Genomic DNA, 24,124 nt, shown 5'->3' with positions numbered 1-24,124 from the left:
ATTGAACAAGCGCGTTAAAAGCATATCGTCGATACTGAGCAGCGTCCTCCTGACGCTGTTCGGTTTGATGATCATCACCTTCATGATCGGGCGCGTCATGCCCGTCGATCCCGTCATCGCGGCGGTCGGCGACAATGCGCCCGAAGACGTCATCGTGCGGGTCCGGGCCGAAATGGGTCTCGACCAGCCGCTGGTCGTGCAGTTTTTCCATTATGTCACGCAGGTTCTGCATGGCGATTTCGGCAATTCGATCCTGACCCGCAATCCGGTCTGGATCGATATCAAGCGCGTTTTCCCCGCCACCTTCGAACTTGCCACCGCAGCGCTCATTCTTGCCGCGCTGATCGGCATTCCGCTTGGTGTCTGGGCCGCCGTCAAGCAGGGCAAGCTGACGGATCAGGTCATCCGCGTCGTCTGCCTTGCCGGCCACTCGGTGCCTGTTTTCATGCTGGCGCTGATTTCGCTGCTCGTCTTTTACGCCACGCTTGGCGTCGCACCGGGGCCGGGGCGTCAGGACATCATCTATGACGGCATGATCACGCAGGTTACCGGCCTGATGACCGTCGACACGCTGCTTGCGGGCGACTGGGACGCCTTTTACGACGCCATCGCCCATATGGTGCAGCCCGTCTGCATTCTCGCCTATTTCAGCATGGCCTATATCACCCGCATGACGCGCGCCTTCATGATCGACGCGCTGAAGGGCGAATATGTCATCACCGCCCGCGCCAAGGGGCTTTCTGCCATGACCGTGATCTGGGGACACGCCTTCCCGACGGTCGCCGTGCAGCTCGTCACGGTTCTCGCGCTCACCTATGCCGGCCTTCTCGAAGGCGCCGTGGTGACGGAAACCGTCTTCAGCTGGCCGGGCCTTGGTCAATATCTCACCGTCTCGCTCATGAACGCGGACATGAACCCCGTCGTCGGAGCCACCCTGTTGATCGGCTTCATCTATGTCGCCCTCAACCTGCTCGCAGACGTGCTTTACAGAGTTATGGATCCTCGCGTTCGATGATGTTAGCTAATTTCAGAAACTGGGCGCTGGATGAAACGCCGCATTCGCGAACACAGGCTGCCTGGGGCAACCGGTATCGCATCTGGCTCAACCTCAAGTCCAATCCGCTGGCGGTGGTCGGTCTAACGATCATCGTCCTCTTCATCGCGCTGTCGCTGCTGGCGCCGCTGCTCGCTCCCTACGATCCGGCGACGCAGAACCTCGGCAACCGCCTGGCGTTCCCGAGCGCCGAGCACTGGTTCGGCACGGATGAGCTTGGTCGCGACATTCTCTCGCGTATTCTCTACGGTGGTCGCGTCACGCTTGGCATGGTCATTGCCGTCGTCGTTCTCGTCGCCCCCATCGGTCTCGCCATCGGCTGCATCGCCGGTTATTTCGGCGGCATCGTCGATACGGTGCTGATGCGCGTGACGGACGTGTTTCTAGCGTTTCCGCGGCTCATCCTTGCGCTGGCCTTTGTCGCGGCGCTGAAACCGGGCGTCGAAAGCGCCATTCTCGCCATCGCGCTCACCGCCTGGCCGCCTTATGCGCGTCTGGCGCGCGCTGAAACCATGACGGTTCGCGGCAGCGACTTCGTCGCGGCCTATCGCCTGACGGGTGCTTCCGCCTGGCGCATCATCGCCCGGCATATCGCGCCGCTCTGCGTGCCGAGCCTTATCGTTCGCATCACGCTCGACATGAGCTCCATCATCATCACCGCCGCCAGCCTCGGCTTCCTCGGCATGGGCGCGCAGCCGCCTTCGCCGGAATGGGGCGCGATGATTGCGACAGCCAAGCGCTTCATCTTCGAACAATGGTGGGTCGCCACCATTCCCGGTATCGCCATCTTCCTCGTTTCGCTCGCCTTCAACTTCCTCGGCGATGGCCTGCGCGACGTTCTCGACCCGAAGGGACATTGAGCCATGCTGGTCGAAATCGAAAATCTGAAGATCGCCTTCCAGACCCGCACCAGCCGTTTCGAGGCGGTGCGTGGTGTCTCCATGAAACTCGGAACCGAAAAACTCGGCATCGTCGGCGAATCCGGTTCCGGCAAGAGCCTGACGGCGCGGGCGCTGATGAAGCTCCTGCCCTCCAATGCCGATATCCGCGCCGACAAGCTCGCCTTCGATGGCATCGACGTGCTGTCCGCCAGCGAAAGGCAGATGCGCCAGATCCGCGGCAAGCGGGCCGGCTTCATCCTGCAGGACCCGAAATATTCGCTGAACCCGGTGAAGACTATTGGTGCGCAGGTAGCCGAAGCATGGCGCACCCACAAGGGCGGCAGCAAGCGAGCCGCCATGGAAGCGGCAATCGCGCTGCTCGATCAGGTGAAAATCCGCAATCCGCGTCAGGTCGCCTCGTCCTATGCGCATGAGGTTTCAGGCGGTATGGGCCAGCGCGTGATGATCGCCATGATGCTTGCCCCCGATCCGGAGCTGCTGATTGCCGACGAACCGACCAGCGCGCTCGACGCCACGGTGCAGGCGGAAATCCTGCGGCTGATTGAGGAGCTGGTGTCGGAGCGGGGCATGGGTCTTATCCTCATCAGCCATGACCTGCCGCTCGTTTCTCATTTCTGCGATCGTGTTGCGGTGATGTATTCCGGCCGGGTGATGGAGGAGCTGAAGGCTTCCGAGCTTCTGAAAGCCCAGCATCCTTATACGCAGGGACTTTTGAACTGCATTCCCTCGCTGACGCATCCGCGCGAGCGTCTTCCCGTTCTCAACCGTGATGCAGCGTGGTCCAGCCAATGATCGACGTCGATAATCTCCGTATCAAGTTCGGCGACCGCGAAGTGGTGAAGGGCGTCTCCTTTTCGGTGGAAAAGGGCGGCAGCTTCGGCATCGTCGGTGAAAGCGGCTCGGGCAAGTCCACCATCCTGCGCGCCATGGCCGGCCTCAATGAAAGCTGGGAAGGGCGTATCGCCTTTGCCGGCAAGGATGCCCCCCTGCGTCGCACACCGGAATTCTTCCGGCAGGTGCAGATGGTGTTTCAGGACCCCTACGGGTCGCTGCATCCGCGCCAGACCATCGACCGTATCCTCAGCGAACTGCCGCTGGTGCACGGCATGGACAATATCGAAAAGCGCATCCAGCAGGCTTTGTCGGACGTCGCCCTGCCGCAGGCGGTGCGTTTCCGGTTCCCGCACCAGCTTTCCGGCGGCCAGCGCCAGCGCGTGGCGATTGCCCGCGCCTTGATCGCCGATCCGCAGGTGCTGCTGCTTGATGAGCCGACTTCAGCGCTCGATGTGTCGGTGCAGGCGGAAATCCTGAACCTGTTGCAGGACCTGCGCGCAGCGCGCAACCTTACCTATATTCTCGTCAGCCACAATCTGGCAGTCATTGCGCATCTTTGCCCGCAGGTGGGCGTGATGTTGAATGGGGAGATGGTGGAGCAGCTGAGCGCGGGTGATCTGCGCGAGGGACGTACGAAACATCCGCATACGGAAGAGCTGCGTAGCCTGAGCATCCGGCTGGAAGAGCCGGCCTGAGTCCACGCGACCATGGATCGAGCGGGTGCCGCTCGCTTCTTCTCCCCGCCGGGGAGAAGTCCGCGGCAGCGGGATGAGGGGGCCAGCTCTCCGAATATCGCTGGCGTCGCCTCCCCTCATCCAGCCCTTCGGGCCACCTTCTCCCCGGCGGGGAGAAGAAACAAGCGGCGGTGCCGAGGCTTTTCTGTAAAGACGACGAGATAAGAGACCAAACCATGCCACAGCAACTCGACTGGAACGCCGCGTCAGCCCTTTCAGAGACCTTCGTCTCGCAGTGGACAGGCAACGAGCCGGGCGGGGCGGTCATCGGTTTTGATCTCGATGGTATCCGTTTTACCCATGCCGGCGGTGTCGAGAGCCTCTCGACCTCTGCGCCCTTCACGCCGCAGAGCGTGGTGCGGTATGCCTCCGTCACGAAACACGTTTTCTGCGCCATGGTGCTGGCCAATGCAGATCTGATCGGGCTCGACGATCCGCTCGGCAAACATCTGCCGGAGCTGCAATCGCCGCTGCGCGATGTCACGGTCGGGCAGGCGCTGGACATGAGCGGCGGCCTGCCGGATACGCGCGAGTGTCTCTCCTTGCTTGGGCTTTCCGTCTATACCGAAACGAAGGCCGGACCGCTTCTCGAATACCTGTCCCGGCTGACCCGGCTGAATTTCGATGCCGGCAGCGAGGTGTCCTATTCCAATACCGGTTACCGTCTGGTGGAAGCGGCGCTGGAGCGCCGGGGTTTCCGTTTCGACGATTTCGTGCAGACGCAGATTGCCGCGCCGTTCGACGTGTTTCTGAAAGCGCCTGACGTCTGGAACGATCCGGTCAACGGCCTGGTGCCGGGTTACTGGAAGTCTGAAGAGAACTGGCAGCTTTCTGCTGCCGGACTGCATATCTCCGCATCCGGCAGCCTTGCAGGCAGTGCCGACGCGCTGGCTCGCTGGCTGCAGGGGCTGATGCGGGGCGAGGGCAGCTTTGCGGGTGTTCTCGACAGGCTTTCGGCTGAGCGGCCGCTCGCCGACGGGCGGATGAGCGAATATGGCCTCGGTCTGCGCTGGTCGCATTTGGGCGGCCGCCGGTTTGTCGGCCACGGCGGTTCTCATCCCGGCTACAAAACTTACTTCCTGCTCGATCCCGAAAACGGCACGGGATTCGTCGTGGTGTCCAATCGCGAAGATACCAACGGTTTCAAGATCGCGCTTGAAAGCATGGCGGCTTTGACCGGCCTGCCTTTGCCCAAGCCGGCCGCCAACCTGCCGGAAGGCCTCTATGTCACCGAAAGCGGTCCGTGGTGGCTGGAGATCAAGGGCAGCACATCCACCTTCATCGATGGCGATGACACGCTCTATGAAGATGTCGATGGCTGGGTTTCTTCCCGCTCCGCATCGTCGCCCATGCGTCTGAGGCTTGAGGGCGATGCAATCGTCGGCGAGGCCGGCCACGCGACGCGCCGTTTCCTACCGGTCGGGGAGCATACGGTGCCGGATGATCTGTCGGGGTCGTGGCGTTCGGATGAGGGCGCTGAATTTTCGATCAACGGCTCCTCACTGACGATGGGCATCGGCCCCGTCCGCCGCAGCATGCCCTTGAAGGCGCTCGGCAATGGTCGTTTCCTCTTCACGCTGATTGATGGGCCATGGACGAAGCGTGTCTGCCTCAATCGTCTGGGGGACGACCGGATCGAGCTGGTTTGCAGCCGGGCGCGGATGATTGAATATTCACGGAGCCGCTAACGACTGAGACCCACCCCGTCGCGCGCCACATGCTCGGACCTGTCCAGAGGATGTGTAAGCCGAGGGATGACGAGAATGGGGCTCGGGCTATTTCCTCAACAGCCTGAAACCTCCTAACGGGTTTCAATCAGCTCCTATTCCTCCTAATAAAGAGCCGTGTTCCCGGCAGGCCGGGATGGCATCTTTGTGGGAGAACAGACCCTTGGAAGTCAAATGGCTCGAGGATTTCCTGGCATTGGCCGGAACGCTGAATTTTTCGAAGGCGGCGGATGAGCGGCATGTGACGCAATCGGCTTTCAGCCGGCGCATCAAGCAGCTGGAAGCCTGGGTGGGCGCGACGCTGGTCGATCGGGCATCCTATCCTTCCCGGCTGACAGAGGCGGGGGCGAAATTCGTGCCTGTCGCCCAGGAAACGCTGAAACAGCTTTACCACGCACGGCGCACGCTTCTTCAGGAGGAGGGGGCGGATGCCAGGACGGTGCGGCTGACGGCGCTGCATACTTTATCCTTCACCTTCTTTCCGGATTGGCTGAAACGGGTGAACGAGAAGGCCGGGCCGCTGTTTTCGGTTCTGCGGCCCGATTCCGGCAGCATGGAGGAAAACCTCAACTCACTGGTGGACGGGCAAAGCGATTTCCTTCTGACCTATGCCCATCCCGAAGTGCCGATGTTGCTCGATGCGCAGCTTTTCGAATTCCGCGTGCTGGGCGCCGAGAACATCATCCCGGTATCCGCGCCTGCGAATGATGGCTCGCCGCTGCATGCGCTGGTTGAAAATGCGCGAAAACCCTTTGCTTATCTGGATTATGAAAAGGCCTCTTTCTTCGGGCCTTTGCTTCGCGATCTCCTGAGCGCGCGGCTGCCGCAATTCGAGCGGGTGCATGAGGGCAGCATGTCGGTGGGGCTGAAGGCCATGGCGATGGCCGGCTGGGGTGTGGCCTGGGTACCGGAAAGCCTGATGCGGCACGAGCTTGATAGCGGCGCTCTGGTGCGGGCCGCAGACCCGACCTACGATATCGCGGTCGATATCAGGCTCTATCGCTCCAAGGAGAACCGCCGGCCCGTTGTCGAGCGCATCTGGGCGGTTCTCGAAGACTAGAGCATTCCGGCCGCGGTTCTCCGACTGGAATGTGATAAACAAAACGCGTTCGATCAGATCGCCGTGCGGCGTGCGTTTTCGAGGTAGAGCGCGCGCAGGCGGCTTACCATCGGTCCAGGCTTTCCGTTGCCTACCGGCTTGCCGTCGATCTTCGTGACCGAAACCACGAAGTTGGAGGCGCTGGTCAGGCAGGCTTCATCGGCATTCAGCGCCTCTTCCAGCGTGAAGGGGCGTTCCTCCAGCGTGAAGCCTGCTTCCTTTGCCAGTTGCAGGGCGGCGAGGCGGGTGCAGCCGGGCAGGGTCTTGTTGCTGTTGCCGCGGGTGATGATCTTCTTATCGGCGGTGACGATATAGGCGGTGGAGGACGCGCCTTCAGTGACGAAACCGTTCTCGATCATCCACGCCTCGTCACAGCCTTCGGCCTTCGCGATGCGCTTTGCCATGACCTGCGGAAGCAGGCAGACGGTCTTGATGTCGCGGCGTTCCCAGCGCTGGTCGGGAACCGACTTGACGGCGATCCCGACCTCTTCGACCGGAGTGCCGATCAGCTTCTTCGCCTGGGTGAACATGACCAGCGTCGGCTTCAGATCGGCAGAGAACAGGAAGTTGCGATCTTCCGCACCACGCGTCAGCTGCAGATAGATCATGCCTTCGACGAGATTGTTGTCGGCGATCAGGCGACGTTCGGCCTCGACGATCTCGCCGGTCGTGACCGGCAGGGCGACATCGATCTCGCGGGCGCTGCGTTCCAGCCGGGCCATATGCAGGTCGCTGTCGATCAATTTGCCTTCCAGAACGGAGGTGACCTCGTAGATGCCGTCGCCAAACAGGAATCCTCGGTCGAAGATGGAAAGGCGGGCGTCCGCTTCGGGCAGGAACTCGCCGTTGACGTAAACGATGCGACCGGATGGGCTAGTCATGAAAACTCCGTCTGGAAAAGTCAGGCTGAAAGAAGGGTTTTGAGGGTGTCGATGGAAATGGCTTCGACCGTGGAGGCCTTGCCGGTGCCGGCATTGAAGCCGGTTGTCGTTTCTGCTGCGCAGAGCGAATTGAGGATCGCTTCCTCCGTCGCCTCTATCGTGGCTTCGAAGAGCGGCGAGATCGCGTCGTTGGAAAGCTCGGGGTAGTCCGTAACGGCCTTGCGGCGCGCAGGCGTGCGGCGCAGGCGCTGATCGGTGGAAAATGCCAGCGCATAATCACCGGAGCCATTACTGAGTGCCGCACCCGTGCGGGCAAGTCCGCCGAAGCTTCTGGCCGCCAAGCGCTTCAGATTGCGGGAAGAGAGCGGCGCGTCGGTGGCGACAATGATGACGATGGAGCCATCCTTGTCCTGGTGATCAGGGCTGACATAGGGTTTGCCGCAGACCAGCAGATGGCCGCCATAGTTGGATTGTACGAGAACGCCGATGGTGTAAGCATCACCGGCAATGGTGACGATGCGGGAGGCGGTGCCGATGCCGCCCTTCATGCCGAAGGCGACCGTGCCGGTTCCTGCGCCCACCCCGCCCTCTGCGATGGGGCCGGTGGTCGCATTTTTCAACGCGGACGAGATTTCCTCGACGGTCGGGCGGCCGGCGCGGATGTCGTTCAGGCGGGAATCGTTGGTCTCGCCGACGACGGCATTGATCGAGACGACTTTTTCATTCCCCGGCTGCGCCAGCGTATGGCGGTTGATCGCCTCGATGGCACGACCGGTTGCCAGCGTATTGGTGAGGATAACTGGCGTTTCGAGTTCGCCCAATTCCTCAATCTGGGTTGAGCCTGCAAATTTGCCGAAGCCGTTATAAACGGCGAAGGCGGCGGGCACCTTGTCCTGAAACAGGTTGCCGTCATGCGGCAGGATCGCGGTTGCGCCGGTGCGTATTTTGTCTCCTTCGATGACGGTCGAATGGCCAACGGCCACCCCTTCGACATCGGTGATGGCGTTGAGCCGGCCGGTTTCGAAATGGCCGGGCCGGAAACCGATATCGCGCAGTCTCGGGCGGGTCGTCTGATGCATCGGGCGATCACTTTTGCGGAATGCGGGCTGAGGTCGAGGCGAGCGCATCTTGCGAAAAGCTTTGCTCTGACTTGACGTTAGCCTAGTTCGCCGGGAAACGGCATCGCAAAAATGGAATAGTTTTATGCGGGCAATGGATGCCCTCAGGAGGCGCGCAGCGCGGGTTCGCCATCACGCTCCAGCCAGTGCCGCATTGCGTCTTCCGTCTCTTCGCGCGTAGGTGCGCCGGCCCGGCCGCCGAAGACTGTGCATTTGAGCGCGGCAGCAACGGAGGAGAGGCGGATGGCGGCGCGGCTTTCCATGCGCTCAGCCATCGCGAGCGCAAACGTGCCGTGGAAAATATCGCCCGCCGCCAGCGTGTCGACTGCTTCGATGGACATCGTCTCCTGAAAATGCACCGTGGGATCATTGGGCTCGGTCCACCAGCAACCGGCTGGTCCGGCGGTAACAGCGATGAAGGTCTCAGGGTAGCGAGCATGCAGCACCGGCAGCATGTCTTTCACCGTTTCAAGCCCCGTCAGCCGGGCAGCTGCGGGTTCGGAAAAGACGATATGGCTCGCGGCTGGCGCAAGCTTCTCAAGGATTTCGACGGGTGCAACGTCTCCATCGAGAATGGCGGGTTTGCCAAGCGTGCGCGCCACCGTGAGCACATCAAGCGCCAGTTCCGGCCAGCGCACATCCACCAGAACGGCGTCGAAAGGCGCGATGTCTTGCGGCGTGCAGGACCGCTTCTTCTCGTGCAGCCGGTGATCGTAGAAAGGCACGATCAGCCGCTCTCCCCTGTTATCGATGATGATCGTTGACAGGGCCGAGCGTGCGCCGGTCGCGACCGTCATACCGCTCGTGTTGATGCCGCTTTCGCTGAGATCGCGCAGGATACGGCTTCCGGTCTCATCGTCGCCCACCGCTCCCCACAGGCTGGCGCGGCCGCCCATGCGATGCACGGCATAGGCAGCGCTGGACGCCATGCCTTCGGCGATCTGCAGCATTTCATAGGGCAGGACCTTGCCTTCACCCTTTGGCATGTCGTGAACGCGAAACAGGGTGTCGAGCACGGCTGCCCCCACGCAGAGGACATGCTTGCCGGCCTGTTCTTTCGCCATTCTCTTTGCTCCCGTTGCGCTCAGATGCGTTTACCGCTGTCTTTGTCGAACAGATGCACGGTTGCCGGATCGATGGCAATGTGGATCGTATCGCCGAAGCGGACATTGAGGCGCTCGCGGAACAGGCAGGCGATGTCGTCACCCTTGCAATCGAGTTTGGCATAGATTTCCGAGCCGGTGCCTTCGACCAGTTCGACGCGGCCTTCGATGCCGGTCTCGGCCGCGCGGATATGTTCGGGCCGCACGCCGTAGACCAGGTCTCGGCCGCCGAGCTTGCCGATATCGGCATGGGCGGGCAACGGCAGACTAAGGCCCTTGGCAGTGCGGAAGACGCCTTCTTCGACCCGGCCGCGAATGAAGTTCATGGCGGGTGAGCCGATGAAGCCGGCAACGAAGAGGTTGGCGGGATTGTCGTAAAGTTCGAGCGGCGCGCCGATCTGTTCGATCACGCCGTCATGCAGCACCACGATCTTGTCGGCCATGGTCATGGCTTCCACCTGGTCGTGTGTGACGTAGATGGTCGTCGTGCCGATGCGCTGGTGCATGGCCTTGATCTCGCCGCGCATCTGCACGCGCAGCTTGGCATCGAGATTGGAAAGCGGTTCATCGAACAGGAAGACCTGCGGATCGCGCACCAGCGCGCGGCCCATGGCGACACGCTGGCGCTGGCCGCCCGAGAGCTGGCGCGGATAACGGTCGAGCAGTTTTTCCAGGCCCAGAATGGCGGCGGCCCGGTCCACCTTGGCCTTGGTTTCCTCGGCGCTCACCTTCTTCAGTTTCAGCGCAAAGCCCATATTGTCCTTGACCGTCATGTGTGGATAAAGCGCGTAGTTCTGGAAGACCATGGCGATATCGCGGTCGCGGGCGGGCAGGTGGCTCACCTCGCGCGGGCCGATATGGATTTCGCCATCGCTCAGCTCTTCCAGCCCTGCAATCATGCGCAGCAGGGTGGATTTGCCGCAGCCGGAAGGGCCAACCAGGACCACGAATTCGCCATCCTTGATGTCGATATCGATGCCGTGGATGACGTTGACGGAGCCGAAGCGCTTCTGGACGTTTTGGATATTGACCGGTGCCATGTGCAGGTTCCCGTATTTATTTGTTTGATGGTTCAGCCGCCCTTGACGGCGCCGGCGGTCAGGCCCGCCACGATCTGTTTCTGTGCGAACATGGTGAGCAGCAGCACCGGCAGCGTCACAATCAACGCGGCTGCAGCCAGCGGACCCCAGCTCACCTGTTCGAAGGACAGCATGTTGTAGACCGCGACCGGCAGGGTGCGGGTTTCACGGCTGGCCAGCACGATGCCGAAGACGAAGTTGTTCCACGAGAAGATGACCGCCAGAATGAAGGAGACGACGATGCCGGGCTTGGCGATCGGCAGCGCCACGAGGCGAAACACCTGCCAGGAGGATGCGCCATCAATGCTTGCGGCCTCTTCCAGCTCCTTCGGTGTCGTCTCGAAATAACCGATCATGATCCAGACGACGATCGGCACCGTCACGACAAGATGGATGATGATCTGCGGCCAGAGCGTGCCCAAGAGGTTCAGCCATTGGAACAGCAGGAACAGCGGAATGAGGAAAGAAAGGCCGGGTGTCATGCGGGCGATCATGATGACGACCGCCGACTTTTCCGCCTTCAGCCGCGCGATGCCGTAGCCGGCGGGAACGCCGATGACGAGCGCCAGAATGGTGGCCGCCCCTGTCACGAGGACCGAATTCCAGAAATAGAGGAAGAAATTGTTCTCTTCGAACACCTTCACATAGTTCGACCAGGCGAAACGTTCGGGTATCAGGATTGGCGGATAGGCGCCGTTGTCGATTTCATATTTCAGAGACAGCGAGATCATCCAGATGAAGAACAGGATAACAGGCGAAATCATTACCAGCGCCACGAAGAACAGGCCGAGCCGGTCGAGATTTCTGCGTTTCAGGATTTTTGCGGACATCAGTGTTCCTCCATCTCGTTCCATTGCGAGCGCTGGCGCACCATCAGAAGCACGAAGGAAAGCGCCACGATGATGATGAAGAAGACGACGGCCATGGCCGAGCCGTAACCGATGTCGTAATAGGCAAACGCCGTATTGTAGAGGTAGATGTTTATGGTTTCGGAGGCCGTGCCGGGTCCGCCCTGGGTCATCGCATAGATGATGTCGAAGCTCTTGACGGCATCGATGGAGCGGATGATGACGGCGATCATCAGGAACGGCGCGATCATCGGCATGGTGAGATAACGGAACTTCTGCCAGGCATTGGCGCCGTCGATTTCCGCACTTTCATAGGGTTCGCGTGGAACGGCCGCCAACCCACCGAGCACGATCAGCATGACGAGCGGCGTCCATTGCCAGGTTTCCACAAGGACCAGCGACGGAATGACCGTTGACTGATTGTAGATCCATTCCAGCGGGCCGATGTGGATGAAGGACAGGAGATAGTTCAGGACGCCGAGCTGCGGATGGAACATCATCGTCCAGACGAGCGCGATGGCGACCGGGGTCGCCATCATCGGCATGACGAAAACGCCGCGCAGAAAACCGCGCAGCGGAAACTGCGCATCGAAAACCAGCGCCGCCAATGTTCCGAGGAAGAGCGGAGCGACAACTGACAGCACGGTATAAACGAGCGTGTGCCAGAGCGATTCCCAGAACCTGGCGTCGCTTGCGAGCCTTACGTAGTTCTCGAACCCGATGAAGCTCTGCTCCTGCCCGAGCGTCCAGCGATGCGCGCTCATCCAGAGGGTGAAGACCCATGGAAAAACGATGACAGCCGAAATGACGACCAGTGCCGGTATGACGAAAGGCCAGTAGTTGGGAGCAAGCCTTGCCGGCCTGCTCCCTTCTTTGCGACTGGCGCCTGTCTTGGTGTTTTCGATGCTCACGGAGGCCATTATCCCTCGCTACGCGCCAGAACGGGTGTGAACTGTTCCGTTGCCTTCTTGAGTTCCGCCGCCGGGTCGGCGCCGCCGATCATGTTGGTGAGGCCGACGCCGTAGATGTCGCGGAACTCCGTCACCGGAATGATAACGGGAAGGGCAAGCTGCGAGACCTTGCCGGAACCGACGACCGCATCCAGCCAGGCAGCCGGCATCTTGACGCCCTCGCGCACCTTCTGGTCTTCGAGGATGGACTGGCGGAACGGGACACCTGCACCTGCCTGCAAAAGGCGAGCGCCCATTTCATGCGAAATCGCCCACTGGCAGAAGAGGTAAGCGGCTTCCTTCTTGCTGCTGGCTTCGACGACACCGAGGCCATCACCGAATGTGCCAGCGGCCTGCGCTGCCGGGCCCTTCGGCATGACGCCATAACCAACCTTGCCGACGACACGGGATTTTTCCGGGTTCTCGATCGGCGGGGCAAAACCGACGCCATCGAACCACATGCCGATCTTGCCCTGCAGGAAGGCCGACTGCGCTTCCGCCCAGTTGAAGCCGGAGACGCCTGGAGGCGCGGCTTTGGTCATCAGGCGCTGATAGAGCTTGGCCGCTTCAACCGCCTCCTTGGACTCGGTGTTGACCTTGCCGTCGACGATCGGCTTTGCGCCGTAGCCGAGCATCAGCGAGGTCCAGACCGGTGTATTGGCGTTCTTGAGGCCACGCGCCACGAAACCATAGGTGTTGGTTGCGGGATCGGTGATCTTTTCCGCGGCCGTTACAAGCTCCTCGAAAGTTTCAGGGTATTTCAGGCCCTTGGCTTCGAAGAGCTCCTTGTTCCAGTAGACGATCCAGTAATCCACCGAGAAGGGCAGCGAGCGCAGCACGCCGTCGCTATCCTTGGCAAACAGCATGCCGGCCTCGGCAAAGTCCTTTTCGGTAAGCGACGGATCGGTGAGTGACGGGTCTTTCAGGAAGCCGCTGATATCAGCCAGCCACTTGCCCTTTTCGAACTGGCGCTTCTGCACATGGTAGCTCAGATGCACCACGTCGAAGCTCGGCTTGCCGGAGGAGAGTTCGATAACCACCTTCTGGCGCTGCTGCTGTTCCGGTGTCGCTTCGGCATTGACCTTGATGCCGGTCAGCTCTTCGAACTCGCCGAGATATTTGATCAGCGTTTCGCTGCGCGGGCTTTTGACGAGATTGACTTCAAGGGTAGTGCCCGCGTGTTTCTTCCAGTTCACCGCCGCCGATGCCGGGCGAATGCCGAGCACCGCGCTGCCGCCAAGCGCCGCCGTGCCTGCCAGAAAGGCGCGGCGCGTGGGGTTGAGCAATGAATGCGTCATGTCTGTTCTCCTCCAGTTAGCCGGAAATTCTCCTCACCCCGGCTTGTTGCTTATTCCCTGCAAGGCCGGCGCAGACCCTCTTTGTCCCGCCGGATTTGCCCTAAACCGCCAGCGCCCTGTCCCTTGCGTTGCGGATATGGGCGGTCAGCCGTTCCACGGCGTCTTCCACGGATCGCCTCTCGATGGCTTCGAGAATGGCGAGATGTTCCTTCATGACCGACTTCACATGGCCGGCGATGCGAAAGCGCTCCTGATTGATGAGGCGCATCTTGATGGAATTGACCCGGTAGGCATTCGAGATGATCGAATTGCCGAGCGCATCGATGAAGGCATCGTGCATGCCCCAGTCCACCTGCTGCGCGTGCTGCTCAAGTTCCGGCGATTCCCCGCCATTTTCGGCCGCTTCGGCGATATCGCGGTGCTGTTTCAACAGTTTCGCAATAGCTGCGTCTGAGGCAGAACGGGTAAACAGCGCCACGGCCTCCTTTTCGAGGAAGATTCGGAACTGGAATGCTTCGCGGATGAGGTTGATGTCGATATGGGCAACCTGTAATCCCCGCTGCGGCACGGTCTTGATCAGACCTTCCGCCTCCAGCCGCGGAATTGCCTCCCGGATTGCGCCGAGCGGCAGACCCGTCAGTTCCACAAGGCGGCGCTGCGAGATGAATTGCCCCGGGCGAACATCACGCGAGAGAAGGTGATGCGTAAAGCTCTCATACGCCCGTTCCCGCAATGTCTGTTCGCCGGTATCGTCCATGCTCAACCTTTCAGCTCCGTTCAGGCGGCCTGTTTGCGAAACAGCGCGTCGAAAGCGCCTTCGATCTGCCGCCGATCCTCAGGTGAAATCGCCACCAGCGGTGCACGCACATCCGACCAGATATTTTCCCCTGTCGTGTGTGATACCAGCACCTTGACGGCTGGTGTAACCGGGAATTTCAGAAGTTCCACAACAAGATCCTCGACGCGCTTGTCATCCTTGCCGTCGACGGCCATGGCGCGCACTTCCTGGGTCAGGAAATTGGCGACGCCGGAGATGGCGCCTTGACCGCCGAGGCGAACACCCTTGGCCAAGTCGCGCTCATCGCCGATCAGGATGGCGAGATCGCCGTGCTCTTTCAGCAGGCGCTCGGTGTGGCTCCAGTTGCCCGAGGAATCCTTCACGCCCGTGACGACGCCGGGAAATGCCTTTTTCAACCTTCCGACCAGTTCCACGGACAAGGTGACCATGGTTACGGAAGGAATATTGTAGACGAGAATGTCGCGTGCATCCTTACCGATTTTTTCGAACACCGCCGAGAACCAGGCAAACAGGCCGTCATCGCTGACATTTTTGAAATAGGAGGGGGGCGCGAGCAGAATATTGCGGGCACCGGCTTTCAGCGCTTCCGCCGACTGGTCGGCCGCGTCCTCGATGGAATCCATCAGAACGCCGGTGACCAGACGGGCAGGCGCAACACCCGCCTCGATGAAGCGGGAGAGAATGACCTGCCGCTCGCGGCTGCCGACCGAGCATCCTTCGCCTGTCGTACCGAAAAGCGTCACGCTGTCGCAGCCATTGGACAGGCAGCGGCGGGCATGGGCGATCATGGCATCGATATCGACCGTTCCGTCCGTTTTGAAAGGGGTTGTCAGGGCTGCCGAAAGGCCGAATTTCTGGGTCAATTAAGATGCTCCTCCAAGGTGACTACGAATTGATGGCATGCTGACATGTTAGTTGTAAAGAGCTAATTGCAATATGATTGTCCGGAAGTGCGATTTGAGGTTTCTCTTCGTTTCAGGCCGCGCCGTCAGGTGTTGAGACGAAGGGTCAAGGAAGCTTAGAGTAGGCTGTCCTGCCAGGGAGATGGCGGCCCCATGCTCTTTCCAAGGCGTGTCGATAGTGCGAAAATAAATTTGACTGTTGGAGTAAAGATTTTTATCAGGCAGTCTGAATATAGGGATAAAGGGACCATCATCATGACCATCGCCGAGCCGGCAGCGCCTGTAGCAGAGATCGAGCAGAGCCGCGTCAAGCGCCTGAAAGCTGCAACGCGCGGTGCGCATGGCGATCTGGATGCCTTCATCATGGCGGCGAAGCCGTTCGAGAGCCGGGAGAACTTCGGCAAATTCGTGGAAACGCAATATCTCTTCCACCGCGATCTCGATGCCTTTTTTTCCAATCACACGCTTGATGGTCTGCTCCCCGACCTCAAGGGCCGTCGTCGTCTTCCCATGATCGAGCAGGACCTTGCCGATCTCGGTCTTGCTATTCCGGAAACGTCCGAACCGCGCTTTACCGCCGAAACGCCCTTCGATCTGCCGGAGGCCATGGGCTGGCTTTACGTGGTCGAGGGCTCCAATCTTGGCGCTGCCTTCCTGCTGAAGGATGCAGCCAAGCTCGGTCTGGATGAAGAATTCGGCGCGCGCCATCTGGCCGGCGCACCGGAAGGGCGCGGCCTGCACTGGCGCACGTTTACTGCGGCCCTCGATGAAATTTCGCTGACGGTGGAAGAAGAAGAGCGTGTTGTTGCCGGCGCTGAAGAGGCGTTTCGGGCGGTCCATGCTTATGCGCAGCAGCGGATGGGCTGAGGGTTTCGCATAACTGCGCGGTTGTTGTCCTCATCGCGCAGAATGCCCCCTCGCGCGTGCGCATTTGATTGAGTCTTAACTCCCTACCGCCGTCACCCCGGACTTGATCCGGGGTCTGGTGCGATCAAGTCCTTGATCGCGAAAGATTCCATTCACGGCGCAGACGCGCCGTGAATGGATGCCGGATCGGGTCCGGCATGACGGAGGAGGGCCTTCGGATTTCTTAAATCGGTCTGCGACTGGGTAAGGGCCACTCGCCTTTGATGTGCCGCTCTCAATATTTGCCGAATAAACAGGCAAATATTTTTACCAAATGATAAAAATTTTGTCTTTTGATCAACGCTCTACGCAGCCCAAAATTTTATCCATTTGATAAAATTATTGTATTTGGTCTGGCACAGAACCTGCTACTCTTTTCTCAAGTCAGGAGACACCTGACGCAAAAAAGGGAACAGCAAAATGGAAGTTGGTGTTTTTATCCCGATCGGGAACAATGGGTGGCTTCTTTCCGAAAACGCGCCGCAATACAAACCGAGCTTTGATCTGAACAAGGCGATCACGCTGAAAGCGGAGCAGTATGGTTTTGACTTTGCGCTGTCGATGATCAAGTTGCGCGGCTTTGGCGGCAAGACCGAATTCTGGGATTACAATCTGGAATCCTTTACGCTGATGGCGGGGCTGGCCGCCGTCACCTCCAAGATCAAGCTGTTCGGCACCGCCGCGACGCTGGTCATGCCGCCGGCCATCGTCGCGCGTATGGCGACCACGATCGATTCCATTTCCGGTGGCCGTTTCGGCATCAACCTCATTACCGGCTGGCAGCGGCCGGAATATAGCCAGATGGGTCTTTGGCCGGGCGATGATTATTTCGGTGATCGCTACGAATATCTCGGTGAATATACGACTGTGCTGAAAGAGCTGCTGACGGAAGGTCAGTCGGACTACAAGGGCAAGTTCTTCCAGATGGACGATTGCCGCATGAAGCCGGTGCCGCAGGGTGATGTGAAGCTCATCTGCGCCGGTTCGTCCAATTCCGGCATGGCGTTTTCGGCCAAGTTCGCCGATTACAGCTTCTGCTTTGGCGTTGGTGTCAACACACCCAAGGCCTTTGCGCCCACCAATGAGCGGCTTCTGGCGGCAACGGAAAAGAGCGGCCGCGAGGTTAAGTCCGTGGTGCTGACCATGGTGCTAGCCGAGGAAAAATCCGAGGATGCCTGGGCGAAGTGGGAGCATTACAAGGCTGGTGCGGATCAGGACGCGATCAAGTGGCTCGGCCTGCAGAGCGCCGTTGACACCAAATCCGGCTCCGACACCAATGTCCGGCATATGTCCAACCCCGTCTCTGCGGTCAATATCAACATGGGAACCCTGATCGGCTCCTATGAGGAAGTGGCGGCCATGCTGGATGAAATGAGCGAGGTGCCGGGAACGGGCGGCGTGATGCTGACCTTCGATGATTTCCTCGAAGGGGTCGAAAAATTCGGCAAATACGTGCAGCCGCTGATGAAGAGCCGCGCGCATGTTCAAGCGGCACTGGAGGCAGCGGAATGAGCGAAGCCGTCGTGGCAGGTTACAAGGGCCCGGAGAGCCGTTCGGAAAGCGTGACGCTTCCCGCAAGGCCGGAGCCGATTACCCTGAAACCCAGCGAGACCGCCGTTGTCGTGGTCGACATGCAGAACGCCTATTCCACCGAGGGCGGTTACGTCGATCTGGCCGGTTTCGACATCTCAGGCGCAAAGGGCACCATCGCCAACATTAAGAAGACGCTGGATGCGGCGCGGGCCGCCGGTGTCCAGGTCATCTATTTCCAGAATGGCTGGGACAAGGACTATGTCGAGGCGGGCGGGCCGGGTTCGCCCAACTGGCACAAGTCCAATGCGCTGAAGACCATGCGCAAAAGGCCGGAACTGCAGGGCCAGCTGCTGGCCAAGGGCACATGGGACTACGCCATTGTCGACGAGCTGCAACCGCAGCCCGGCGATATTCTAGTACCGAAAACGCGTTACAGCGGTTTCTTCAACACCAATATGGATAGCGTGCTGCGCGCCCGCGGCATCCGCAATCTGGTCTTTGTCGGCATCGCCACCAATGTCTGCGTGGAAAGCTCGCTGCGCGATGCTTTCCACCTCGAATATTTCGGGGTGATGCTGGAGGATGCCACGCATCATCTCGGGCCGTACTTTATCCAGCAGGCGACGGTCTACAATGTCGAGAAGTTTTTCGGCTGGGTCGCCACCGTCAATGATTTCTGCGGCGTCATCTCGCAGGCAGCACCTGTCACCGATTGATTGAGAAACACAAAGAGGAGAACGAAATGCCGAAAAAGATCATCGTACCTGTTGGCACCAGCAAACCCATCGCTCCCTTTTCGCCGGGAACCCTCGCCGATGGCGTGGTTTACGTGTCCGGCACGCTGCCCTTCGACAAGGACAACAATGTCGTGCATGTGGGCGATGCCAGCGCGCAGACCCGCCATGTTCTCGAAACCATCAAGTCGGTCATCGAGACCGCCGGCGGCACGATGGAAGACGTGACGATGAACCACATCTTCATCACCGACTGGGCGAATTATCAGGCCGTCAACACAGTCTATGCGGAATATTTCCCCGGCGACAAGCCGGCGCGTTATTGCATCCAGTGCGGCCTCGTCAAGCCCGATGCGCTGGTGGAAATCGCCACCGTCGCCCATATCGGCAAATAGGGCGAAAAGGCAGATGATGCATTTCGAGGTTCATGGTCGCACCGAGCCTGAGGCCCCCACTATTCTGTTGTCCTCGGGACTGGGCGGATCGGGTGCTTACTGGACGCCGCAGATCGAGGCTCTTTCCGGCCATTTCCGGGTCGTCACCTATGACCATCGCGGAACAGGCAGGACCGGTGGCGAGGTGCCGCTCGATGGCGGCATTTCCGCCATGGCGGATGATGTGCTGGAGATCGTTTCGGCCCTGAACCTCCAAAAATTCCACTTCATGGGACATGCCCTCGGTGGCCTGATCGGCCTTGATATCGCGCTGCGGCGGCCCGGCCTTATCGACCGGCTGGTGCTTATCAACGCGTGGAGCAAGGCCGATCCGCATTCCGGGCGCTGCTTTGATGTGCGGATCGAGCTTCTGGAAAAGTCGGGTGTCGAGGCTTTTGTCAAAGCGCAGCCGCTGTTCCTTTATCCGGCGGCGTGGATGTCTGAAAATCAGGAGCGGCTGGCACGGGACGATGCCCATGGCGTGGCGCATTTTCAGGGCAAGGAGAATGTGCTTCGCCGCATTACGGCGCTGCGGGCCTTCGATGTGGACGCACGGCTTGGCGAGATAGGCAATCCGGTGCTGGTGGTGGCGACGAAGGACGATATTCTGGTGCCCTATACCCGCTCGTTGCGTCTTGCCGACGGTTTGCCGCAAAGCGAGCTTTGCCTTCTCGATTTCGGGGCTCACGCGGTCAATATCACCGAACCCGACCTTTTCAACGCCCGGCTTTTGCGGTTTCTGCTGCCGGTTGACCAAACATTCTGACAGGATTTTAGAGCACGATGACGAAAGCACTGGATGATGCAGCACTCGCAACGCTTTTCACCGAAGCACGCACCCACAATGGCTGGACGGACAAGCCGATCAGTGACGAGACGCTGCACGCGCTTTACGACCTGACGAAGATGGGACCGACTTCGGCCAATTGCTCGCCGGCACGTTTCGTCTTTGTGCGCAGCCCGGAAGCCAGGGAAAAGCTTCGGCCGGCACTCTCCTCGGGCAATCTCGAAAAGACCATGGCCGCGCCGGTCACGGTCATCGCTGCCATCGACAGCGAATTTTACGAGAAACTGCCGGAACTGTTTCCGCACGCCGATGCGCGTTCGTGGTTTACCTCCAGCCCTGCCGTGGCCGAAGAAACTGCCTTTCGCAACGCCACGCTTCAGGCCGGATATCTGATCCTTGCCGCCCGCGCGCTGGGGCTGGATACCGGCGCCATGTCCGGTTTCAACAAGGGCAAGGTGGATGCGGCGTTTTTTGCCGGCACGACGTGGAAATCCAATTTCCTGATCAATCTCGGTCATGGCGATCCGTCAAAGCTCTTTGGCCGCCTGCCGCGCCTTGGCTTTGACGACGCCTGTGTGCTGGCTTGATGGCCTGTTAAGGAAGGATGAGTTAGATGCAGATGATGTCTCTTGAAAAGGAAGCGGCAATGGAGACGAAGACTGCAGAGCAACGCAGCCTCGATTATAGAAACGCCATGGCGCGGCTCGGTGCGGCGGTCAATATCGTCACGACGGATGGCGCCGCAGGCCGGGCAGGCTTCGCCGCGACGGCGGTTTGCAGCGTTTCCGACAATCCGCCCACGCTTCTCATCTGCCTCAACCGCAATTCTTCCGCTTACAGGGTGGTGAAGGCCAATGGTGTGGTCTGCGTCAACACGCTCGCCGCCCATCATGAGGTGCTGAGCACGCTCTTCGGCGGCAAGACGCCTGCCGAGGAACGTTTCGCTGCGGGCAACTGGGGCGTGCTCGAAACCGGTGCGCCGGTTCTCGAAGATGCGCTCGTCTCTTTCGATTGCCGCATCCGCGAGGCCCATGACGGCGGCACGCACGATATTCTCATCTGCGAGGTTGTGGATATGAAGATCAATGCGGGTGATGAGGCGCTGATGTATTTCAACCGGCGTTACCGGGTGCTTTGAAGGCGGTCTATCGACAACATCCCGCGGGACAATTCTGTTTGGCGAGGCCATAGCATCCGCACACCGTCACCCCGGACGAAACGTATCGTCGTTTCTCAGAAATTCGAAGGGCGCTCCCGGTCTCCCGGAAACGCCCTTTTTCATTTACTTGATCAACGGCAGAAGATCGTTGATCGACTTTTTCGCATCGCCATAGAACATCCGCGTATTGTCCTTGTAGAACAGCGGGTTCTCGATGCCGGAATAGCCCGTGCCCTGGCCGCGCTTGGAGACGATGACGAGTTTCGACTTCCACACTTCCAGAACCGGCATGCCCGCGATGGGCGAGTTGGGGTCGTCCTGCGCTGCCGGGTTGACGATGTCGTTGGAGCCGATGACGATGACGACGTCGGTGCTTGGGAAATCGTCGTTGATCTCGTCCATTTCGAGCACGATGTCGTAAGGCACCTTCGCTTCGGCGAGCAGCACGTTCATGTGGCCCGGAAGACGGCCAGCCACCGGATGGATGGCGAAGCGCACGGTCTTGCCGTCGGCGCGCAGCTTGCGGGTCAGTTCCGATACGGCCGATTGCGCCTGCGCCACCGCCATGCCGTAACCGGGGACGATGATGACGCTGTCGGCATCGTTCAGCGCTGCGGCCACGCCTTCGGCGTCGATCGCGACCTGTTCGCCCTCGATTTCCATCGCCGGGCCCGTCGTGCTGCCGAAGCCGCCGAGGATGACCGAGATGAAGGAGCGGTTCATCGCCTTGCACATGATGTAGGAGAGAATCGCACCCGAGGAGCCGACCAGCGCGCCCGTGACGATCAGCAGATCGTTGCCGAGCGTGAAGCCGATGGCTGCTGCCGCCCAGCCGGAATAGCTGTTCAACATCGAGACGACGACAGGCATGTCGGCGCCGCCAATGCCCATGATCAGGTGGTAACCGATGAAGAAGGCGGCAAGTGTCATCAGGACGAGCGTCCATGCGCCTGCGCCGTTGCAATACATGATGAGCAACACCAGCGACAGGATCGCAGCACCGGCGTTCAGCAGATGCCCGCCCGGCAGCTTCTTCGCCTTGCCATCCACCTTGCCGGCAAGCTTGCCGAAGGCAACGACAGAGCCGGTGAAGGTCACCGCGCCGATGAAGACGCCGAGGAAGACCTCGACCTTCATGATCGCCAGTTCCACCGGCGTCTTGTGGGCGAGGATGGCGGAAAAGCCCGTCAGCAAGGAACGCGCGGTTTCATCGAGCGAGGCGACATGCGCTTCCTCGATATGGGCGTTGAAGCCGATAAAGACAGCGGCAAGGCCAACGAAGGAGTGAAGCGCCGCCACAAGCTGCGGCATCTCGGTCATCTGTACACGGCTTGCGACGAAGTAACCGAGGACGGAGCCGCCCGCCAGCATCAGGAGCACGACGAGCCATTGCCCGACGCCCTTGCTGATTTCAGGGCCGAAGACGGTGGCGATGATGGCGAGGCCCATGCCTGTTATGCCGTACCAGACGGCACGTTTGGCGCTTTCCTGTCCGGAAAGACCGCCTAGCGAAAGGATGAAAAGAACGGCTGCGGCAACATAGGCCGCGGAAACAATACCAATGGTCATTTATTTAAATCCCCGCACGCTCAGGACTTCTGGAACATGGCGAGCATGCGCCGTGTCACGAGGAAACCGCCGACAATGTTGATCGTCGCGATCAGGACGGAAAGCGAGGCAAGGATCACCACCAGCCAGTTGCCGGAGCCGATCTGCAGCAGCGCGCCGATGATGACGATGCCGGAAATCGCGTTGGTCACGGCCATCAGCGGCGTGTGCAGCGAGTGACTGACATTCCAGATCACCTGGAAGCCGACGAAGCAGGCAAGCACGAAGACGATGAAGTGGCTCATGAAGCTTGCCGGCGCGTAGAGGCCAACGAGCAGCAAGACGGCCGTGCCGGCGACCAGAAGCCCGACCTGGTTCTTGGTCTGTGCCTTGAACTCGGCCTTTTCCCTGGCGTGTTTCTCCTCCGGCGTCAGCTCTTTTGCTTTTTCCTTCGGTTTCTGCGCGGCAATGGCCTGAATTTTGGGTGGCGGCGGAGGATATGTGATTTCGCCCCCATAGGTTACCGTCGCGCCGCGAATGACGTCATCTTCCATGTTATGAACGACCTTGCCATCCTTGGCAGGCGTCAGATCGGTCATCATGTGACGGATGTTGGTAGCGTAGAGGGTCGAGGCCTGCGTCGCCATGCGGCTTGGGAAATCGGTGTAGCCGATGACGATGACGCCGTTGTCGGACACGACGCGCTGGTCGGGAACCGTCAGATCGCAATTACCGCCGCGCTCGGCGGCGAGGTCGATGATGACCGAACCCGGCTTCATCATCGCCACCATGTCGGCAAGCCACAGCTTCGGCGCGTCGCGGCCCGGGATCAGCGCCGTGGTGATGACGATGTCGATCTGCGGTGCAAGTTCGCGGAATTTCTCCAGCTGCTTCTCGCGGAACTCCGGCGAGGAGGGGGCGGCATAACCGCCGGTCGCTGCGCCATCCTGCTGCCGGTCGGCAAAATCGAGATAGACGAATTCCGCGCCCATGGATTCGATCTGCTCGGCCACTTCAGGGCGAACGTCGAAGGCATAGGTGATCGCGCCGAGCGATGTGGCCGTGCCGATGGCGGCAAGACCGGCAACGCCGGCACCGATGACCAGCACCTTGGCGGGCGGCACCTTGCCGGCGGCTGTGACCTGCCCGGTGAAGAACCGGCCGAAATTATTGCCCGCCTCGATCACCGCGCGATAGCCGGCGATATTGGCCATGGAGGAGAGCGCATCCATTTTCTGGGCGCGCGAAATGCGCGGCACCATGTCCATGGCGATGACGTTAGCGCCCTTTTCCTTCGCCTGCTCCAGAAGGTCCTTGTTCTGGGCGGGATAGAAAAACGAGATCAGCGTCTTGTCAGAAGACAGGCGATCAATCTCCGAGGTTTCAGGCGGACGAACCTTGGCGATGATGTCGGAGCCGGTGTAAAGCGCCTCAGCGCTGTCGACCACGGTCACGCCTGCGGCGCGATAGGCGTCGTCAGAAAAACCGGCCGCCTTGCCGGCGCCGGCTTCGATGACGCAATCATATCCCAGTTTCTGCAAAGCCTGCGCGCTATCCGGCGTCATGCCAACGCGGGCTTCGCCCTCATATAATTCCTTAGGTGTCCCGATTCTCAAAACTGCTCTCCCATTCCCGTCCTGATAAGCCGTCATAGCCCATTTCGAGTGTTTTTGTCTTGTTCTTGCTGTTTTTCTA

Annotated in this window: 24 protein-coding genes; 13 read left to right on the top strand and 11 right to left on the bottom strand. The window is 60.1% G+C overall.

Annotated elements, in window-relative coordinates; genetic code table 11:
- Position 1 precedes the first annotated feature (1 nt).
- The 6 genes from EYD00_RS10640 (at position 2) to EYD00_RS10615 (ending at position 6,311) form a co-directional block, all read left to right on the top strand.
- On the top strand, positions 2-1,015 hold the full coding sequence (locus EYD00_RS10640) for an ABC transporter permease (protein ID WP_034498671.1): 1,014 nt from the start codon (positions 2-4) through the stop codon (positions 1,013-1,015).
- Positions 1,012-1,914, top strand: a complete 903-nt coding sequence (nikC, locus tag EYD00_RS10635) for a nickel transporter permease (protein WP_004443520.1) — start codon at positions 1,012-1,014, stop codon at positions 1,912-1,914. The genes EYD00_RS10640 and nikC overlap by 4 nt, the downstream gene beginning before the upstream one ends.
- Positions 1,915-1,917: 3 nt before the next feature.
- Entirely contained in the window at positions 1,918-2,748 is an 831-nt protein-coding gene (locus EYD00_RS10630; RefSeq protein WP_004443518.1) for an ABC transporter ATP-binding protein, read from the top strand.
- Positions 2,745-3,485, top strand: coding sequence for an ABC transporter ATP-binding protein (locus EYD00_RS10625; protein WP_004443516.1), 741 nt, complete (start codon positions 2,745-2,747; stop codon positions 3,483-3,485). The genes EYD00_RS10630 and EYD00_RS10625 overlap by 4 nt, the downstream gene beginning before the upstream one ends.
- A 215-nt stretch (positions 3,486-3,700) precedes the next feature.
- Complete coding sequence (locus EYD00_RS10620) at positions 3,701-5,212, top strand: serine hydrolase domain-containing protein (RefSeq protein WP_004443514.1); 1,512 nt, start codon at positions 3,701-3,703, stop codon at positions 5,210-5,212.
- A gap of 202 nt (positions 5,213-5,414) precedes the next feature.
- Entirely contained in the window at positions 5,415-6,311 is an 897-nt protein-coding gene (locus tag EYD00_RS10615; protein WP_004443513.1) for a LysR substrate-binding domain-containing protein, read from the top strand.
- Positions 6,312-6,364: 53 nt separating this feature from the next.
- Here the strand turns inward: EYD00_RS10615 and EYD00_RS10610 are convergent, their stop codons facing one another.
- The 9 genes from EYD00_RS10610 to EYD00_RS10570 form a co-directional block, all read right to left on the bottom strand.
- A complete protein-coding gene (locus EYD00_RS10610) occupies positions 6,365-7,231 on the bottom strand; it encodes a D-amino-acid transaminase (protein ID WP_004443511.1) in 867 nt (288 codons plus the stop codon).
- Between the two features lie 20 nt (positions 7,232-7,251).
- Positions 7,252-8,310, bottom strand: a complete 1,059-nt coding sequence (locus tag EYD00_RS10605) for a DmpA family aminopeptidase (protein ID WP_004443509.1) — start codon at positions 8,308-8,310, stop codon at positions 7,252-7,254.
- A 143-nt stretch (positions 8,311-8,453) separates the two neighbouring features.
- Positions 8,454-9,413 carry a sugar kinase gene (locus EYD00_RS10600; protein WP_004443507.1) on the bottom strand — a complete coding sequence of 320 codons (960 nt, stop codon included), beginning with the start codon at positions 9,411-9,413 and terminating at the stop codon, positions 8,454-8,456.
- Between the two features lie 20 nt (positions 9,414-9,433).
- The gene (locus tag EYD00_RS10595) at positions 9,434-10,492 is read right to left on the bottom strand and encodes an ABC transporter ATP-binding protein (RefSeq protein WP_004443506.1); all 1,059 of its coding nucleotides are present in this window, start codon (positions 10,490-10,492) and stop codon (positions 9,434-9,436) included.
- A 32-nt stretch (positions 10,493-10,524) separates the two neighbouring features.
- Positions 10,525-11,346, bottom strand: coding sequence for a carbohydrate ABC transporter permease (locus EYD00_RS10590; protein WP_169538611.1), 822 nt, complete (start codon positions 11,344-11,346; stop codon positions 10,525-10,527).
- A 14-nt stretch (positions 11,347-11,360) separates the two neighbouring features.
- Positions 11,361-12,299 carry a carbohydrate ABC transporter permease gene (locus EYD00_RS10585; protein ID WP_004443501.1) on the bottom strand — a complete coding sequence of 313 codons (939 nt, stop codon included), beginning with the start codon at positions 12,297-12,299 and terminating at the stop codon, positions 11,361-11,363.
- Positions 12,299-13,627: an ABC transporter substrate-binding protein gene (locus tag EYD00_RS10580; RefSeq protein WP_004443500.1), complete on the bottom strand. Its 1,329-nt coding sequence runs from the start codon at positions 13,625-13,627 to the stop codon at positions 12,299-12,301. The genes EYD00_RS10585 and EYD00_RS10580 overlap by 1 nt, the downstream gene beginning before the upstream one ends.
- Before the next feature lie 100 nt (positions 13,628-13,727).
- On the bottom strand, positions 13,728-14,384 hold the full coding sequence (locus EYD00_RS10575) for a GntR family transcriptional regulator (RefSeq protein ID WP_004443498.1): 657 nt from the start codon (positions 14,382-14,384) through the stop codon (positions 13,728-13,730).
- A gap of 20 nt (positions 14,385-14,404) precedes the next feature.
- Positions 14,405-15,289 (bottom strand): dihydrodipicolinate synthase family protein, encoded by an 885-nt coding sequence (locus tag EYD00_RS10570; RefSeq protein WP_004443496.1) that lies wholly within the window; start codon positions 15,287-15,289, stop codon positions 14,405-14,407.
- A 294-nt stretch (positions 15,290-15,583) separates the two neighbouring features.
- Between EYD00_RS10570 and EYD00_RS10565 the strand changes: the two genes are divergently transcribed.
- From EYD00_RS10565 to rutF, 7 genes are all read left to right on the top strand, one after another.
- The gene (locus EYD00_RS10565) at positions 15,584-16,195 is read left to right on the top strand and encodes a biliverdin-producing heme oxygenase (protein ID WP_004443495.1); all 612 of its coding nucleotides are present in this window, start codon (positions 15,584-15,586) and stop codon (positions 16,193-16,195) included.
- Positions 16,196-16,654: 459 nt separating this feature from the next.
- Complete coding sequence (gene rutA / locus EYD00_RS10560) at positions 16,655-17,746, top strand: pyrimidine utilization protein A (protein ID WP_004443493.1); 1,092 nt, start codon at positions 16,655-16,657, stop codon at positions 17,744-17,746.
- The gene (gene rutB / locus EYD00_RS10555; RefSeq protein ID WP_034498676.1) at positions 17,743-18,483 is read left to right on the top strand and encodes a pyrimidine utilization protein B; all 741 of its coding nucleotides are present in this window, start codon (positions 17,743-17,745) and stop codon (positions 18,481-18,483) included. Before rutA ends, rutB begins: the two co-directional genes overlap by 4 nt.
- A 26-nt stretch (positions 18,484-18,509) precedes the next feature.
- On the top strand, positions 18,510-18,896 hold the full coding sequence (gene rutC, locus EYD00_RS10550; protein ID WP_004443491.1) for a pyrimidine utilization protein C: 387 nt from the start codon (positions 18,510-18,512) through the stop codon (positions 18,894-18,896).
- Positions 18,897-18,909: 13 nt separating this feature from the next.
- Positions 18,910-19,701 (top strand): pyrimidine utilization protein D, encoded by a 792-nt coding sequence (gene rutD, locus EYD00_RS10545; RefSeq protein WP_034498679.1) that lies wholly within the window; start codon positions 18,910-18,912, stop codon positions 19,699-19,701.
- A 17-nt stretch (positions 19,702-19,718) separates the two neighbouring features.
- Entirely contained in the window at positions 19,719-20,309 is a 591-nt protein-coding gene (locus tag EYD00_RS10540) for a malonic semialdehyde reductase (protein ID WP_004443484.1), read from the top strand.
- Positions 20,310-20,335: 26 nt separating this feature from the next.
- Positions 20,336-20,860, top strand: coding sequence for an NADH-dependent FMN reductase RutF (gene rutF, locus EYD00_RS10535; RefSeq protein WP_004443483.1), 525 nt, complete (start codon positions 20,336-20,338; stop codon positions 20,858-20,860).
- 144 nt (positions 20,861-21,004) lie between these two features.
- On the opposite strand, the gene EYD00_RS10530 is transcribed toward rutF, so the two are convergent.
- Positions 21,005-22,450 carry an NAD(P)(+) transhydrogenase (Re/Si-specific) subunit beta gene (locus EYD00_RS10530; protein WP_004443482.1) on the bottom strand — a complete coding sequence of 482 codons (1,446 nt, stop codon included), beginning with the start codon at positions 22,448-22,450 and terminating at the stop codon, positions 21,005-21,007.
- Between the two features lie 20 nt (positions 22,451-22,470).
- Positions 22,471-24,045 carry a Re/Si-specific NAD(P)(+) transhydrogenase subunit alpha gene (locus EYD00_RS10525; RefSeq protein ID WP_034498683.1) on the bottom strand — a complete coding sequence of 525 codons (1,575 nt, stop codon included), beginning with the start codon at positions 24,043-24,045 and terminating at the stop codon, positions 22,471-22,473.
- Positions 24,046-24,124 lie beyond the last annotated feature (79 nt).

The organism is Agrobacterium sp. 33MFTa1.1, assembly GCF_004328495.1.
In the GTDB taxonomy this organism is placed as follows: Bacteria; Pseudomonadota; Alphaproteobacteria; order Rhizobiales; family Rhizobiaceae; genus Agrobacterium; species Agrobacterium pusense.
Note: the sequence above shows the minus strand (reverse complement) of the source record. Positions and strands in the feature narration are given on the sequence as shown.

What these genes read in the sequence shown, in the direction of transcription:
- rutB (WP_034498676.1), top strand. Translation starts at nt 17,743, where the DNA reads ATGAGCGAAGCCGTCGTGGCAGGTTACAAGGGCCCGGAGAGCCGTTCG.
- EYD00_RS10610 (WP_004443511.1), bottom strand. Translation starts at nt 7,231, where the DNA reads ATGACTAGCCCATCCGGTCGCATCGTTTACGTCAACGGCGAGTTCCTG.
- nikC (WP_004443520.1), top strand. Translation starts at nt 1,012, where the DNA reads ATGATGTTAGCTAATTTCAGAAACTGGGCGCTGGATGAAACGCCGCAT.
- EYD00_RS10565 (WP_004443495.1), top strand. Translation starts at nt 15,584, where the DNA reads ATGACCATCGCCGAGCCGGCAGCGCCTGTAGCAGAGATCGAGCAGAGC.
- EYD00_RS10595 (WP_004443506.1), bottom strand. Translation starts at nt 10,492, where the DNA reads ATGGCACCGGTCAATATCCAAAACGTCCAGAAGCGCTTCGGCTCCGTC.
- EYD00_RS10580 (WP_004443500.1), bottom strand. Translation starts at nt 13,627, where the DNA reads ATGACGCATTCATTGCTCAACCCCACGCGCCGCGCCTTTCTGGCAGGC.
- rutC (WP_004443491.1), top strand. Translation starts at nt 18,510, where the DNA reads ATGCCGAAAAAGATCATCGTACCTGTTGGCACCAGCAAACCCATCGCT.
- rutD (WP_034498679.1), top strand. Translation starts at nt 18,910, where the DNA reads ATGATGCATTTCGAGGTTCATGGTCGCACCGAGCCTGAGGCCCCCACT.
- EYD00_RS10620 (WP_004443514.1), top strand. Translation starts at nt 3,701, where the DNA reads ATGCCACAGCAACTCGACTGGAACGCCGCGTCAGCCCTTTCAGAGACC.
- rutF (WP_004443483.1), top strand. Translation starts at nt 20,336, where the DNA reads ATGCAGATGATGTCTCTTGAAAAGGAAGCGGCAATGGAGACGAAGACT.
- EYD00_RS10575 (WP_004443498.1), bottom strand. Translation starts at nt 14,384, where the DNA reads ATGGACGATACCGGCGAACAGACATTGCGGGAACGGGCGTATGAGAGC.
- rutA (WP_004443493.1), top strand. Translation starts at nt 16,655, where the DNA reads ATGGAAGTTGGTGTTTTTATCCCGATCGGGAACAATGGGTGGCTTCTT.
- EYD00_RS10600 (WP_004443507.1), bottom strand. Translation starts at nt 9,413, where the DNA reads ATGGCGAAAGAACAGGCCGGCAAGCATGTCCTCTGCGTGGGGGCAGCC.
- EYD00_RS10540 (WP_004443484.1), top strand. Translation starts at nt 19,719, where the DNA reads ATGACGAAAGCACTGGATGATGCAGCACTCGCAACGCTTTTCACCGAA.
- EYD00_RS10585 (WP_004443501.1), bottom strand. Translation starts at nt 12,299, where the DNA reads ATGGCCTCCGTGAGCATCGAAAACACCAAGACAGGCGCCAGTCGCAAA.
- EYD00_RS10625 (WP_004443516.1), top strand. Translation starts at nt 2,745, where the DNA reads ATGATCGACGTCGATAATCTCCGTATCAAGTTCGGCGACCGCGAAGTG.
- EYD00_RS10530 (WP_004443482.1), bottom strand. Translation starts at nt 22,450, where the DNA reads ATGACCATTGGTATTGTTTCCGCGGCCTATGTTGCCGCAGCCGTTCTT.
- EYD00_RS10630 (WP_004443518.1), top strand. Translation starts at nt 1,918, where the DNA reads ATGCTGGTCGAAATCGAAAATCTGAAGATCGCCTTCCAGACCCGCACC.
- EYD00_RS10605 (WP_004443509.1), bottom strand. Translation starts at nt 8,310, where the DNA reads ATGCATCAGACGACCCGCCCGAGACTGCGCGATATCGGTTTCCGGCCC.